Genomic DNA, 15051 nt, shown 5'->3' with positions numbered 1-15051 from the left:
TCAGTTTTCCGCGATCAGCGGGAGATCGACCATTTCGGGGGTCACGACGCTGCCGGGACGCGCGCGGACCACGCCTTCCACGACAATCACCTCCGAGCCGTCGAGCCCATCACGGACCACGCGGTAGCCGTCAATGCGCGGCCCGGGGCGGATTTCGAGCGGGACAACGTTGCCCTCGCCATCGACGCTCATCACCAGTCGGCGGTTCTGATCGGCGACAATGGCCTCATCGGGGATCAGCACGCCCTCATAGGGCAGCGATCCCGGCACATTCACGCGCCCAAAGAGGCCCGGGGTCAGCACCTCATCCGGGTTCTCGAGCACGGCGCGGATGCGCATGGTGCCCGTGTTGGTGTCGATGCGGTTCTCCGAGAAATCGAGGTAGCCTGTCTGCGGCGGGATGCTGTCATCCGACAAGGTCACCTTCACCTCGAGCCCGCCACCGCCTTCCTGTAAGGAGACACCGCGCGCCCGCGCATCGCGCGCATAGGCGAGGAAATAGCGCTCGTCGATATCGAAGTAGAAGTGGATCGGATCGGAGGAGACAATGGTCGTCAATATGGTGTCATTGGCGGTCACCAGATTGCCCGGGTCCACCTGGCTGCGGTCAATGCGCCCGGCCATGGGCGCGCTGATTTGGGAATATTCGAGGTCGAGCTCGGCCAGTTCCAGCGCCGCGCGGGCCTGCTCCAGCCCGCCCTGCGCGGCCAGATAGGCCTCGCGCCGCTCATCGACCGTGCTTTGCGGGATATTCCCGTTCTGAACCAGCGACTGCGCGCGTTCCAACTGCTCCTCCGCAAAATCATAGGTCGCCTCGGCCACGTCGATCTGCGCCTGCGCCTGGCGCAGCGCGGTATTGAACTGCCTGGGGTCGATGGTGAAGAGGATCTGCCCCTCTTCCACGAGGCTGCCGTCGTCGAATTGGACGGTTTCGAGATACCCCGACACCCGCGAGCGCACGACAACCTCGCCCCGCGCCTCGAATCGCCCGACGAATTCGTCATCCTCAACGATGGTCTTCACCACCGGGTTGGCGACAGTCACGGGAGGTGGCCCCTGTTGTGCCAGAACGGGGTGGGACAGAACGATCATGCCGAGGGCAAGGAGCGATGCGGTGAAATGTTTCATAAAAGAATCCGCCAAGTAAGGTCTCGCTTGGCCAGATTAGTCTGCGAAAACGCAATTGAAAGCTGTTAATTGAAATGCAGAGAAAATAGGCCAGCCCGATGCTGGACCTGCCGCATTCCTGGCAGGTGGATTCTGCTGTTGTCGGCTCAAGACGTCATAAGACGTTGGGGTGATTGGACAGAAATCAGTGAAAATCGCGCGATTTCGGGATGATCCGCACATCCCGCGGGTGGCGTTGCGCATGAGCGGAGACCGGCTTGGCGACCTCATCCGCGCGCGCCAGCGGCACCTCGAAGGGGTCTTTGGACAGGCGCACGAGCGCATCGGTGCGGTCCAATAGATGATGCACAACCACGTGGATCACATTTTCATCGCTCTGCACAATCCCACGCACCTCCATCAGCCGCGCCTGCATGATCACCTTGCGAAAGGCCACCATCACCTTGGGCCAGACCACAAGGTTGGCCACGCCCGTCTCATCCTCCAGCGTGATGAAACAGACCCCCTTCGCACTGCCCGGGCGCTGGCGGATCAGCACGATCCCCGCCAGCGACACCGGCTGGCCATTGCGCATGCGCCCCAGATCCGCCGTGGGGGTATAGCCCTGCCGCGTCATGCTTTTGCGCAGAAAAGACATCGGATGCGCCTTCAGCGACAGGCGCAGCGTCTGGTAATCGGCCACCACATGCTCGCAGGTCGGCATCTGCGGCAGGATAAAGCGCGTCTCGGGCCCTTCATCGCGGGTCTCCGAAAACAGCGGCAAATCCGGCGCATCCCGCAGCGCGCGGGTGTCCCAGAGCGCCTGCCGCCGGTCGAGCCCCATGGAGCGGAAAGCATCCGCCGCGGCCAGTTTGCGCAAGGTGCCCGCATCCACCCGCGCGCGTGTCTTCAGGCCTTCAAGATCCGCGAAGGGTGTGTCACGCGCCGCCATCATCCGCTCGGCCACCTCCTTGCCCATGCCATCCACCTGCCGCAGCCCCAGCCGCACGGCGAAATACTGCCCCTCATGCGGCTCGAGCGTGCTGTCCCAATCGCTGTAATTCACATCCGGCGGGCGCACCTCGACCTCGTGTTCACGCGCATCCCGCACGATCTGGGCCGGCGCGTAAAAGCCCATGGGCTGCGAATTCAGAAGCGACGCACAGAAGACATCCGGGTAGTGGTGCTTGATCCAGCTGGAGACATAGACCAGATGCGCAAAGCTCGCCGCATGGCTTTCGGGAAAGCCATAATCGCCGAAGCCCTTGATCTGATTGAAGCAGCGCGCGGCAAATTCGGGGTCATAGCCACGGTTGATCATGCGGCTGACCATCTTTTCCTCCAGCTCCCCAATGGTGCCCTTGGAGCGGAAGGTGGCCATCGCCTTGCGCAGCTGGTTCGCCTCATCCGGCGAGAATTCGGCGGCGACCATGGCGATCTTCATCGCCTGTTCCTGAAAGATCGGAACCCCCAAGGTGCGTTTGAGGATATTCCTCAGCTCATCAGGGTCGTGTTCCGGCCCCGGTGAGGGATAGTCTTCCTTTTCCTTGCCACTGCGGCGGCGCAGGTAGGGATGCACCATGTCGCCCTGAATGGGACCGGGCCGCACAATGGCAACCTGAATCACAAGGTCATAGAATGTGCGTGGCTGCAGGCGCGGCAGCATGTTCATCTGCGCCCGGCTTTCCACCTGGAAAACCCCGATGCTGTCGCCCTTGCACAGCATGTCGTAGACGTTTTTATCCTCCTGCTTGATGCTGGCGAGGGTATGCCTCTCTCCGTAATAGGCCGCGATCATATCGAAGGATTTCCGGATACAGGTCAGCATCCCCAGCGCCAGCACATCGACCTTGAGGATGCCCAGCTCGTCAATGTCGTCCTTGTCCCATTCGATGAAACTGCGATCTGCCATCGCGCCATTGCCAATGGGCACCGTGCGGATGAGCGGGGTTTCCGTCAGGATGAAGCCGCCCACATGCTGGGAGAGGTGCCGCGGCATCCCGATCATCTGATCCGCCAGCTTGATCGTGCGCGCCATCAGCGGGTCCTTCAGATCGAGCCCGGCCTCTGCCGCCTCTGCCGCGCCTACCTCTCGGCCCCAGCTGCCCCAGATCGTCTTGGCCAGCGCCGAGGTGATGTCTTCGCTGAGCCCCATGACCTTGCCCACCTCGCGGACCGCCATGCGCGGGCGGTAGTGGATCACCGTGGCACAAAGCCCCGCCCGGTCGCGCCCATATGTGTCATAGATATGCTGGATCACCTCCTCGCGCCGCTCGTGCTCGAAATCCACGTCGATGTCGGGCGGTTCCTTGCGCTCTTCGCTGATGAACCGTTCGAAGAGCAGGTCATTGGTGGCCGGGTCCACCGCCGTGATCCCCAGCACGTAGCACACAGCGGAATTCGCAGCAGAGCCTCGGCCCTGGCACAGAATGGGTGGTTTGCACTCGTACCGGGCGTAATTCACAACCTGCTGAATCGTCAGGAAATACTTGGCAATCTCCAGCTTTCCTATCAACGCTAGTTCCTTGCGCAGCACGTCCTGCGTCTTCTGCGGCACGCCCCCCGGATAGCGCTGTGCGGCGCCCTGCCATGTGAGCTCTTCCAGATACGCCTGCGGGGTGCGGCCTTCGGGTACGGTTTCGCGTGGATATTCATAGCTCAGATCGCGCAGATCAAAGCGGCAGGCATCCGCCACCTCGCGGGTGGCGGCGATGGCATGGGGCCACTCGGCAAAAAGCTGTTTCATCTGCGCGGGCGATTTCAAATGCCGCTCGGCATTGGCGTGCAGCAGAAACCCCGCCTGCGTGATCGTCGTCTTGTGCAGGATGCAGGTCATCACATCCTGCAGCGGGCGCCGGTCGGGGGCGTGGTAGTGGACATCGTTGGTCGCGAGAATGCTGAGGCCGTGCGCGCGCGCCAGCTGATCCAGCCGGTTGATCCGCGCCCGGTCGTCCCCGCGATAGAGATAGCTCGCCGCGATGTGGCGCAGGCTGGGCAACATACGGGCCAACAGCCGCAGCTCCGCGGCAAACCGGTCCAGATTGGGGCCCGGCAGCGCGATAAGCTGCACACCCTCGGACTGGGCGGCCAGATCCGCGCGGGTGATCTCGCACTGACCCTTGGCCTGCCAGTCGCCCTGCGAGTTGGTCATTTTGCCCTTCGAGAGCAGCGCGCAGAGGTTGCCATAGGCGGCGCGGGTGCGTGGGTAAGCGAGAAATTCCTCGCCCGTGACAAGCTGCAACCGGCAGCCGATGACCGGGCGCAGCTTGGCCTTCTTCGCCTCTGCATGGATGCGCACCACACCAGCCATGGTGTTGAGATCCGCGACCCCCAGCGCGTCATAGCCCAGGTGGTTGGCCGTGGCGGCCAGATCCACCGCATCGGAAGCCCCGCGCAGAAAGGAGAAACAGGTGGTCACGCCCAACTCCACGAAGTCACTGCGCGGGTTGGCGGTGAACACCTCTTCCAGCGTACGCCGAGGGCGCTGGTTGTCCATCTCAGGCATTGCACTTGCCCCTCAACCACCTAGCCCGGCCTCCAAGGCCGGGCAGCGGTCGCCATATTGCGCCATTGGTCCGAGCGACAATGGCGACACCCTCCCCGTCTTGCCGAAAGCAAACCTGCGGTTTGACGGGAGGGCGCACTGCGTGCTTCCTCGTGCGCTCGCACGCTCCGGCCTCAAAAGGTCCACTGGACCTTTTGCAAGACGGCCTCCGCCCCAGCGTCGGGCGCTGCTTTTGGATCCCTGCCCACCCGCTCATGCAAAACACCCGTGCACAAACCACCGCGGATCGCCCCCGCGCCCATCCTCGTGCAGCCCTTCGCGGTAGAGCCAATATCGGCAGCCTGCCTGATCCTCGATCCGGAAGTAATCGCGCAACCGCGTGCCGGGCCGGTCGCGCCACCATTCCGGAGCGATCCGTTCAGGGCCCGCATAGCGCACCACCCGGTGCGTTTGCCGCCGCCAGACAAATTGCGCGGGCGGACCTTCGGGCACCGCGTAAAGCACACGGATTTCCTCGGGTGGCTGCAACAGGCGGATGGGGCGCTCCTGCGCGGGTGTGATCGGGGCAGCCTCTGCACCCGCCATCGCTGGCGCCCACTCGGCAGCGCGTTCCGGCACGTGGCTCTGTTGCAAAACCGGCTTTTTCACCGCCTGCGGGCCCAGCCGCGCGGTCAACCGGTCAATGAGGTGCGAAAGTGGCACACCCCCTTCCGAGCCGCCTTCGAGATGCCGCTGCACGGTTGCGACCGGCTCGATCATCCCCGCTTCCAGCGTGATCAGATCGAAGCCGAAGCCGGGGTCGAGCCGCTCCAGCCGGTCATCGAAGAGACGGCAGAGGTGCAGAGCCTCCCGGCTCGGAGCAGCTGTGGCCACCTCGAGCCGGCTGACCTCACCATCCGTCCGGTAAACCACGAGAGAGAGCCGCCGACAGCCTGCGCCTGCGCGATCCAGCTGCGCACAGACGTCTTCGCAGAGCTGCGGAAGATAGGCGGTTGGGTCCTCAATGGGCTCTGGCAGCTTCGCATGGGCGATGATGCGCGGAGGCGCATCCACACTTGCCACGGGCTCCGCCAACCGCCCCATCGCCTGATCAAGACGCAGGAGCGGGTTGGCCTCCAGAGCACTGCGCGCAAACCGCCGAGTCAGCGAAAGTCTTGGAACCTCAGCCAGTTGTCCGACGGTCTTCAACCCCAAGCGGCCCAGCAACAGCACCGTATCGGCCTGCAGACGCAGGGCCGCGACGGGCAAGGGCCGCAGATCGGCAGCACATGTCTGCTCGGTGGAAATCGCGCGCACCGGACCGTAGCGCGCCAAGGCCCAGGCCGCCCCCCAGGTAGGGGCAACCGCCAGTCGCGAGGTCAGTCCCAACAGCGACAGGCGCGTCTCCATCTCAACCAGCATCGCCGCCTCGCCGCCGAGCAGATGATCGCTGCCAGTGGTCTCGAGGATCAGACCATCCGCGCCATCCACCACCGTCCAAGGACACCAGCGCCGCGCCCAGAGCGACAGCCGTTTGAGCGCATGAGCGTCACCCGCCAGGTCCGCATACTCCACCCGCAGCGCCGGACAGACCGCGCGCATATCGACCACGCGCGCGCCAATGGCGATGCCCGCCAGCCGCGCCGCGCGGTTGGTGGCATGGATCACCTGCCCATGCGGGCCCTCCGCCACCAGCGCCACGGGCTGCTCCTCAGAGGGCGCGTTTCCGGCGCGCTCCATTGTTTTCTGCCACCGCTCCATCGCGAACTGGGGCAAGGATATCGACACGATCCGACGCGCGGTCATGGGTCAATGCCCATGTGCCGGGTTTGCGTGTCCGGGACTTGAAGAGCTCCGCCTGCCAGCGCGGCGCCCCCGGCGCGTGCACATCGTCCGGATGCGCGGCAGACGGCAGCGACCCCACCCGCCAACGCTCCCGCGCAGCACTGAGCCCGGGCGCGGTGGCCCGCCGGATCAGCCAGCAGGCGACACCCGCCGCCTCGGCCCGCAGCGCCAACCGCTTGGTCGCCGTGAAATCGAGCGCCGGAGGATCGCCCCAGACCTCGCCGATCACCGCCGAGAGCGCGCTGCAGCGCAGCCCCTCTTCCATCGACCAGAGCACATCGGCAGGACGGCTGACGTTGACCCAGATCACCTGCGGCTGCGCCCCCAGCCCCGGCAGGTAAGGTCGCCCGGCCTCCTTGCAAGACAGACGGTCCTGCACCCACAAAACGGGCGCCGAAGTTTTCGGCAATCGCGAGAGCACAAACCCGATTGACCCCGCGTCCGTCACGGTTTGCGGAAAGACCTCTGACAGGGTGACCTGCTGCACCCGGGCCTGATGCTTCATCCCCCGGAGACGCTTTATGGAAAGATGTGCGGACATGCTTCACATAACAACCTTATCAAATGTTCCTGTTATGTTCTATTCGATTCGGTGTGGTTTTTCCACTGGTATTGCGTCCGGTGCCGACACCGCACAGCAACGCCAATCATTCACACCCCATAGGTACGCGGCCCGCCTCAAACGGTTTTCGCTGAAAACCATCAAGGCCCTTTGTGATTGGGAAAAAACTCTATACAGGGATTTTTCCACGGACCCTCCTGCCGCTGGCGCTCCACATGATCACACCCCCAACAACGGAAGTGAAAGCACATGACGCAGGGGCGCACCCTCGCAATCGACTTCGGAACGTCGAATTCGGCAGCGGCACTGCTGCAGGATGGCGCCGTGGATCGCATTCCGATCGAACGCGGTCAGCCCACCCTGCCCACGGCGGTCTTTTTCCCCGCTGACGAAGGCGAGATGCAGATCGGCACCGCCGCGGTGGACGCGCTCATTGCCGGGGAAGAGGGGCGCTTCATGCGGGCGCTCAAATCCGTGCTGGGCGTCCCGCTCTTTCACGAGCGGCGCCTGATCTCGGGCCGCCGCCGCAGCGTGCTGGAGATCACGGCGGCCTTTCTGGACCAGATCCGGCGGCAGGCAGAGGATCACACCGGACACCGCTTTACGCGCGCCCTGTCCGGTCGCCCGGTGCACTTCCACTCCGCGAGCCCTGAGAAGGATGCACAGGCCGAGCGTGACCTGCGCGCCTGCTATCATGCCGCGGGCTTCGCCGAAGTTTCCTTCCTCGCGGAGCCAGAGGCGGCAGCGCTCACAACCGCGCGGGCGCGCCAGGATGGTCAGGTCGAACTTGTGGTCGACATCGGCGGCGGCACCTCCGACTTCACAGTCGTACGGCAGGAGGCCGGGCAGCCCGTAGTGCTGGCCAGCCATGGTGTACGTCTCGGGGGGACCGATTTTGATCACGCGATCTCGCTGTCGCATGTCATGCCGCACCTTGGTCTTGGCACCCTGCTGCGCCGGGAGATGGGCGAGGGCCTGCTGCCCGTGCCTGTCGCTCCTTTTGCGGACCTCGCCACCTGGGCCAAGATCCCGTTCCTCTATACGCCCGAGACGCGTCGGATGGTGGCCAGCATGCTCCGCCTCTCCGAAGCCCCGGACCGGCTGGGTCGTTTCGCGCAGGTTCTCGATCTCGAATTGGGGCATGACATTGCCTTCGCCGTCGAAGCCGGGAAGATCGCTGCCAATGGTGGACAGACGGACGCGATAATCAACCTGTCCTTTATCGAGGCGGGGCTCGCGGTTCCCGCCACACGGGCCTCCGTCGATGCCACGCTTGCGATGCATAAGGCCACGCTCGCCGACGCCATCACAACCACCCTCGACCAAGCTCGCATCCACGCGCAGGATGTGACCGAAGTGGGTCTCGTCGGAGGCTCGAGCCTGATGGCCCTCGTCTCCGAGGTTGTCGCCGATCACTGCCCCACCGCCCGCGTTGTGTCTTCGGACGCCTTCACCGCGGTCGTTGACGGCCTCGCCATGGCAGCAGACCAGAGAGACCGCGCGGCATCCCGGACCTGACTTCCCTCTCACTTCCTTCGGGCGCGGCCAAATCCGTGCAAGAGGCCTGTCGCTTCATGGGCCCATCGCCAATGACCGCTAAATGCTCCTAAATTGACTCAACACCTCTCCCATCTGCGGCGACAGCCGCGCCCGTAAGCTCATAGCTCGAATAAAAACAACGGCCCGCTATCGGGCACGACACCCTCCCACAACCAGATACGCAAATCACTGATTTGATATAGAAAAGCGTTTGAGACTGCCGTTGAGAAGCCGGGCAGATCAGCAAGGTCTGTGGCGCCGAGCGGGGCCAGAAACGGCCCGATTGCACAGGCACAGCGGACAGATCTCTCGCCCCGGTCGCCCCCGCTGCTCGAGGGCCGGTTTTACAACGCATTAACCGCTGACTGCTAACTCGGATGCCTGTCGTTATACGTCGTTGGTCAGGGGTTTGAGGGTACAGGTGTACAGACAACACACGCTCTGCAGCCGCGCTGCCGTATCAGGCTGTGGCGTGGTGCGCGGGGCGCCACATCGCGCGCCCGTGTGGCGGTGTCTCGCCGTGCACGACATCCTCAAACCCTCCCGACACGTCTTTGACAGCACGACGTCAGACCAGCGGTCGGCCATGATCATGGGCTGTCTTTATACAACCGATTGCGCGTGAGTAACGGCTCATGCAGCAAATCAGCTTCACCACCCGTTTTCTGAAACTGACGCTGATCGGCTATGTCTTCTCGATCATGTCGGTCGCGGCGGCGATCTGGTTTGCATCCGCACCCGCGCTGCACCAGATGCAGCAAGACGCCAAGCGCGCGCATCTGGAAACCAAGGCGAACGTCATTGCCAGTATTCTGGACAACATGCTGGACGAGGGTGAATTTCTCGCCCGCTCTCCGGAGGTCATCAATTACCTCATGGGGTTCGAGAGCCGCCCCGCGCGCGCGCAAAGCGCGCTGCTTCGGCTGCAGAACGCGACGAATGTCCGGCTGATTGACCACAACGGGAAGGTGATCCTCTCGGTGGGCACCGAAGGCGCGCCCTCGCCGTTCCTGCCCGTCGAAGCGCTGGAGGGTATGGCCGAGCTGATGGAGGGGCGCGCCGCGGTCGAGCCGCGGATCTCCTACCGGCCCGCAGGCAGCGCTTATGAGGCGCATTTTCTGATCACCATCCCCATTGTGTCCACGGGCCTGGTCGAAGGTCTGCTTGCGTTCGACCGCCGGATTGACCTCACCCATGTGCTGAGCGCGGGCGAGGAAGCTCCGAAAACAATCATCGCCACCACGTTTCAGAATAAGTATTGGGAAGACTGGCACGGAGGCGCGGGATCCACGGTGTCAACCCGCATGCCAGGGGCGGATTTCCACCTTATCGTCGATACCGACGCCGAAGAGATCCAGACCGTCGGGCGCAACCTGGTGCTGACCGGCATCGGGGTGGCCCTTCTGGCCCTGATCTTCCCCTTCAGCCTGATGGCCGCGTCGGGCATGCGCGCCATCGTGCGGCCCCACCAGGAGCTTGAGCGGTCCCGGAAAGTGCTCGCCATTCAGCAAGGCGAATTGGCCGAACTGGCCGAGATCGCCGAACTGGCGCGCGAGAGCATCACCGTTACCGACGAAAGCGAACGCATTCTTTGGGTCAACCATGCCTTCACGGAACTGACCGGCTATTCTCAGGAGGAGGCCGTCGGCAGAAGGCCTGGCGAGCTTCTGCACGGCCCCAACACAGATCTGGAAACGCGCCGCACCATTCGCAAGGCCATCTCGGCCGGGCGCGCCGTGCAGGCCGAGATACTGAACTACCGCAAGGACGGCACAGCCTATTGGACAAACCTCGGCATCTCTCCCCTCGACGCCTCGGAACGAAACGGGCGCCGGTTCGCCTCGATCGCCACCGATATCACCAGCGCTAAGGAAGCGCAGGCCAAGCTCGCCGAAGCCAAGGCGGCGACCGAAAAGCAATCGCTGCATGACGCGCTGACCGGCCTGCCAAACCGCCGCTTCCTCGACAATATCCTCGACACCGAGGTGACCAACAGCGACCCGCCGCGCACCTTGATCCGGATCGACCTCGACCACTTCAAGAACGTCAACGACACGCTTGGCCACAGCGCGGGCGATTTTGTGTTGCAGCAGGTCGGCGCGATCCTGCGGACCGGCATTCGCGCGGGCGATGTCGCGGTGCGCGTGGGCGGCGACGAATTCGTCATATTGCTGGCGCGCGGCAGCGGATCGGTGGATGCAACACGGCTGTCGGATCAGCTCCTTGGCAAGATTCGCGAGGAGATGGATTTCGAAGGCAAGATCTGCAGGGTCGGCGCCAGCTTCGGTGTGGCCTCCGCCATCGGCGGCCTTATCGAAAACCATGATCTTCTCAAAAGTGCCGACTCCGCCCTCTACACCGCGAAAGAGCTGGGCCGGAACACGACCACCGTCTACACGCCCCAACTTCATAGCATCGTGAATGAAAAGCGCATGTTGTCCGCAGAGATCGAGCTCGGCCTCAAGGCCCAGGAGTTCCGCCCCTTCTTCCAGCCGCAATTCGACGCGCAGAGCGAAGACCTGGTGGGGATCGAAGCCCTGGCGCGCTGGCATCACCCCACACGCGGGCTTCTGACACCCTCGCAGTTTCTGCGGGTCGCCAATCAGCTGCGCCTGACGCCCGAGATTGACCGGCAAATCTTCCGATCTGGGATCGAGGCGGTGTGCCTTTTGAATGCGCAGGGCCTCCCGATCCCCAAGATCGCCTTCAACATGGATGTGCATCAGATCGTCAACACCCGGATCGAGGATATCGTCGCGGAATACGATCTGGGGCAGACGCGCATCGCGCTGGAAGTGCTGGAAAGCGTGCTGGTCGAAGAACAGGACCAGAATTTTGTCGAGCGCATCGACAGCCTGCGCGGGCAAGGCTTCCAGATCGAGGTGGATGATTTCGGGTCCGGCCACGCCTCGGTCATCGGTCTCAAGCACCTGCATCCGCATGTGATGAAGCTCGACCGTATGCTCGTGCAACCCGTCGACACCGATCCGACCGCACGGGCGCTGGTCCGCAACATGATCGAGATGGGCAAGGCCCTGGGCATCTCGGTCACGGCAGAAGGGGTCGAGACAGCCGACCACGCCGTGATCATGGCCGATCTGGGGTGCGATACCCTGCAGGGCTTCTATTTCGCCAAGCCGATGGATTTTGAAGACTTCCGTTCCTTTGCGCACACTCGACAAAAATCCAGGGATACGTCGGTGACCTCGCTCGCAGTGCACCGCGACAAACGGCGCGACACGCTTTAGGCCAGAGCTCCTTTGCGCAGGCCGAATGAGCGGCTGATCACCCGGCTCCGCGGGCCCGCGCGATCCGAGCCACCTCTTGCAGGGCAAACCGCCAGGTCTCGAGATTGTGCGCCGAAAAGGCGATGCGAACGCCTGCTGGCGCCACACCCGGCGTAACCGCAAAGACCTGCCCCGGCGCAACCGCAATGCCAACCTTGGCACAGGCTGCGGCAAACTCTGCCCCGCGCCATTGCGGCGGCAGGTCAATCCACCCATGCAACGCGTCTGCCGCGCCCTTGAACTCCAGCCCCGAGAGGGCCTCTTCGGCAATCGTGAACATCTGCGCAGCCTCGGCACGCTTCGTGCCTTCCACACGCGCCACCAAACCCTGCTCACACCAATGCCCGGCCAATGCCACCGATAGCGCAGGCGCCATCCACCCCCCCGCGCGCAAGGCCCGCGACACCGCCTGATGACAGCGCTGCGGCGCTGCAATCAGCCCCAGCGACAGGCCCGGCATCAGCCTCTTCGACAGGCTGTCGATCTGGATCACCCGCTCAGGCGCAAAGGCGGCCAAGGGCACGGTCGGTCGGAGAAAGCCATAGACGCGATCCTCGATGGCCGTGAGGTCATGGCGGCGCAAGACATCGGCAATCGCCGCCCGCCGCGCAGACGACATCGTCAGCACCAGCGGGCTTTGCAGTGTTGGCTGCACGTAGACACCCTGCAGCCCATCGCGCGCCTGCTCTGCGAGCGCATCCGGGACGATCCCCTCATCATCGAGAGGCAGCGGCGCCAGTTCGATCCCGAGCAGCCGCGCGGTTGCAATGACAAACGGATACGTCAGCGCTTCAACCGCGATCCGCCCGCCCCGCGGCGCCAGCGCGGACAGACAGGCCGATATCGCCTGCTTGCCATTTCCCGCAAGCAGCAGCGCTTCTGGCTCAACCACGCAGTCATCACAGGACATCAGCCGCGCAAGGCTTTCGCCCGCAGCCCCCGCTGTCACCGATGCCGGCGCCGCCGCGCGCTCGGGCAAGCCCGCCTTGAAGAACTGCGCCGTCGCCTGCGCGATCTGCCCGCGAGCCTCATCGCCCAAGCGGAACATGATCTCCAGATCGATCCCGGCGCGCGATGGCTCCTGCAGCGCCGGGTCCAGGGGTGCAAAGCGATTGGCGACATAGGTGCCGCGCCCCACCTCGCCCGCCACCAACCCGCGATCGCGAAGCGCCTCGTAAACGCGGCTGGCCGTCGAAACCGCGATGCCTTCCTCATAAGCAAAAACACGTTGTGGCGGCAGGCGCGTGCCCACCGGCAATGCTCCCGTCGCGATCTGCGCGGCGATCCGGTCGGCAAGTCGTACGTAGGGTTTGGTCACCATATTGCTCCGAGAACAATATAAGTATTGCTCAGTGCAATTCGCCTTGTCAAACTGACGCCACCCGAGGAGGGACGCCAATGCCCGCGCTATCACTGGTTCATCGCATGACAAGCTACATGGCCTGGGCCGATGACGTCATGCTCCGGAATGCCGAGCAATTGCCCCAAAGCGCGCTGATGGCGCCGCGCGACACGCTCTTCGGCAGCATCTCCGGCACTTTCGATCACACGCTGGTCGTGGCCGAGATGTTTCGCGCGCATCTGGACGGCCAGACGCATCCGCACACAGCGCGCCACCGCAGTGAAACGCTGGAATTCGACGCGGTCGCCCAACGCCTCCGCGCGATGAATGCCCACTATGTCGACCTCGCGCGCCAATGGAGCGCTCGGGAGCTTGCACAGGTGGTCACCTTCACGTTTGTCGGCGGCGGCAAAGGCGCGATGACGCGCGAGGACATCCTGCTGCACCTGGTCAACCATGCGACCTATCACCGGGGCTTTGTCAGCACCCTTCTCTTCCGGCACGGAATTGACCTCGCGCCGAATGATCTGACGGTCTTTCTCCGCGATGTCTGGCCGGGCCTCGCAGACGCGTCGGACCCGCAAGCCGCCCCGTCACACCTCGTCAGAGAAAATCATCCCGGCGCGGTGTAAAACAGTCGATCAGCTCTCCCGGTACGTCGCAGATGCACCCGTGCCGCGCCCCGGAGGGGATGACAAAGCTGTCACCGGGCCCGACGAGCTGCTCATCACCGTCGATCGAGAAGCGGAATTGCCCGGATTTTACATAGGTCGATTGCACATGCGGGTGCGCGTGCACCTGCCCTTCCGCACCTTTTTCGAAGCAGAATGAGACCACCATAAGCTCGGGGTGATCGGCCAGAACCTGACGTGTCACGCCGGGGTCGGTCGGAACGATGGGAAACTCTTTCGGCACAGGTCGGGCTCCTCAAGCAGGGGGCGGGCGGATGCGGGCACGCCGCGTCAGTCGAAGAACTCGGAGTGCTTCTGGTGGATCTCGGTGATGGTGTCATCGAGACGCGCCAGGTGGCGCCGCGCTGCCTGCGTGGCCGTCTCGGCATCCTGCCGCTTCAGCGCCGCAGCCAGCTCCTTGTGATCTTCCAGAAGGGTCGCGGCCTCGCTCGCCCGGCCAAGGCTGAGCACGCAGAGACGATCAATCCGTTGTTTGCATTCCTCGATCGTCGTGAAGGCCAGCGGATGACCACCCAGCTCGCAGATCAGCTTGTGAAACTGATAGTCCAGCGCATGGAAAGCCTCGGGGTGGCCCGCATCGATGACCGCCTGCTGCTGGTCGAGATTGTCCTGCAACGTCCCCTGGCGCGACCCGTCCCAGATCGCGCAGGCGCTTCGGATCACTTCAAGCTCGACGGCCAACCGCACGAACCGGGCATGATTGATCCGCTCCATGGAAAAGCCGCGCACCTTCGTGGCCTTCTGCGGACGGATGACCAGCAGATCGAGGCTCTCGAGACGGTTGAACGCATCGCGCACCGGCTGGCGTGACACTCCGAATCGGCGCGCGATCTCCGCTTCCGAAACCTTCGTGCCGGGCAAAAGCGCCAGCGAGACGATTTCCTCGCGCAGCTGATCGAACACCAGGTCCGTGGTGGTTCGCCGCTCCAATATGTCAGAGAAACCCTGCATTTTCGATCCTCGTTGCGTTGCGGCCTTATAGGCGGACATCAAACCCCCTGCAAAGCAGCTCATTGCGGCCCAAACGCCCGTCCAGCTCCGGGGGCTTGCCCCGCAGCTCTGACGCCTCGTTCACTGGAGTAAAATATACTCCTTGACAGTACTAGTATACTAGTCGTCTAACTTAGCCAAGTGTAAGCTGCCGGGCATTCTCGCAATTCTGCGGAGGGCCGCATCGGCAAGGGGGAGGGATC

The 15051-nt window shown here is 63.7% G+C and carries 10 protein-coding genes; 3 read left to right on the top strand and 7 right to left on the bottom strand.

What is annotated here, in order from left to right:
• The 4 genes from ACVC7O_RS07885 to ACVC7O_RS07870 form a co-directional block, all read right to left on the bottom strand.
• Entirely contained in the window at positions 1–1128 is a 1128-nt protein-coding gene (locus ACVC7O_RS07885; RefSeq protein WP_458325536.1) for an efflux RND transporter periplasmic adaptor subunit, read from the bottom strand.
• 184 nt (positions 1129–1312) lie between these two features.
• On the bottom strand, positions 1313–4612 hold the full coding sequence (locus ACVC7O_RS07880; protein WP_458325535.1) for an error-prone DNA polymerase: 3300 nt from the start codon (positions 4610–4612) through the stop codon (positions 1313–1315).
• A gap of 252 nt (positions 4613–4864) precedes the next feature.
• Positions 4865–6331 carry a Y-family DNA polymerase gene (locus tag ACVC7O_RS07875; RefSeq protein WP_458325534.1) on the bottom strand — a complete coding sequence of 489 codons (1467 nt, stop codon included), beginning with the start codon at positions 6329–6331 and terminating at the stop codon, positions 4865–4867.
• Positions 6303–6941, bottom strand: coding sequence for an ImuA family protein (locus ACVC7O_RS07870; RefSeq protein ID WP_458325533.1), 639 nt, complete (start codon positions 6939–6941; stop codon positions 6303–6305). The genes ACVC7O_RS07875 and ACVC7O_RS07870 overlap by 29 nt, the downstream gene beginning before the upstream one ends.
• Before the next feature lie 306 nt (positions 6942–7247).
• Between ACVC7O_RS07870 and ACVC7O_RS07865 the strand changes: the two genes are divergently transcribed.
• Both ACVC7O_RS07865 and ACVC7O_RS07860 read left to right on the top strand, forming a co-directional pair.
• Entirely contained in the window at positions 7248–8516 is a 1269-nt protein-coding gene (locus tag ACVC7O_RS07865) for an Hsp70 family protein (RefSeq protein WP_458325532.1), read from the top strand.
• A gap of 656 nt (positions 8517–9172) precedes the next feature.
• Positions 9173–11785 carry a bifunctional diguanylate cyclase/phosphodiesterase gene (locus tag ACVC7O_RS07860; protein WP_458325531.1) on the top strand — a complete coding sequence of 871 codons (2613 nt, stop codon included), beginning with the start codon at positions 9173–9175 and terminating at the stop codon, positions 11783–11785.
• Positions 11786–11822: 37 nt separating this feature from the next.
• Here the strand turns inward: ACVC7O_RS07860 and ACVC7O_RS07855 are convergent, their stop codons facing one another.
• Positions 11823–13142 carry an aminotransferase-like domain-containing protein gene (locus tag ACVC7O_RS07855; protein WP_458325530.1) on the bottom strand — a complete coding sequence of 440 codons (1320 nt, stop codon included), beginning with the start codon at positions 13140–13142 and terminating at the stop codon, positions 11823–11825.
• A gap of 80 nt (positions 13143–13222) precedes the next feature.
• Here ACVC7O_RS07855 and ACVC7O_RS07850 point away from each other — a divergent pair, with 80 nt between their 5' ends.
• A complete protein-coding gene (locus tag ACVC7O_RS07850) occupies positions 13223–13798 on the top strand; it encodes a DinB family protein (protein ID WP_458325529.1) in 576 nt (191 codons plus the stop codon).
• Here ACVC7O_RS07850 and ACVC7O_RS07845 read toward each other — a convergent pair.
• Together ACVC7O_RS07845 and ACVC7O_RS07840 are read right to left on the bottom strand one after the other, a co-directional pair.
• Complete coding sequence (locus ACVC7O_RS07845; protein WP_458325528.1) at positions 13770–14081, bottom strand: cupin domain-containing protein; 312 nt, start codon at positions 14079–14081, stop codon at positions 13770–13772. The two genes, ACVC7O_RS07850 and ACVC7O_RS07845, sit on opposite strands and share 29 nt — an antisense overlap.
• Before the next feature lie 47 nt (positions 14082–14128).
• The gene (locus tag ACVC7O_RS07840; protein ID WP_458325527.1) at positions 14129–14809 is read right to left on the bottom strand and encodes a GntR family transcriptional regulator; all 681 of its coding nucleotides are present in this window, start codon (positions 14807–14809) and stop codon (positions 14129–14131) included.
• Positions 14810–15051 lie beyond the last annotated feature (242 nt).

It is taken from the genome of Roseobacter cerffii, from assembly GCF_054226325.1.
The sequence above is the reverse complement of the archived record's forward strand: the minus strand, read 5'-3'. Positions and strand labels throughout refer to the sequence as shown.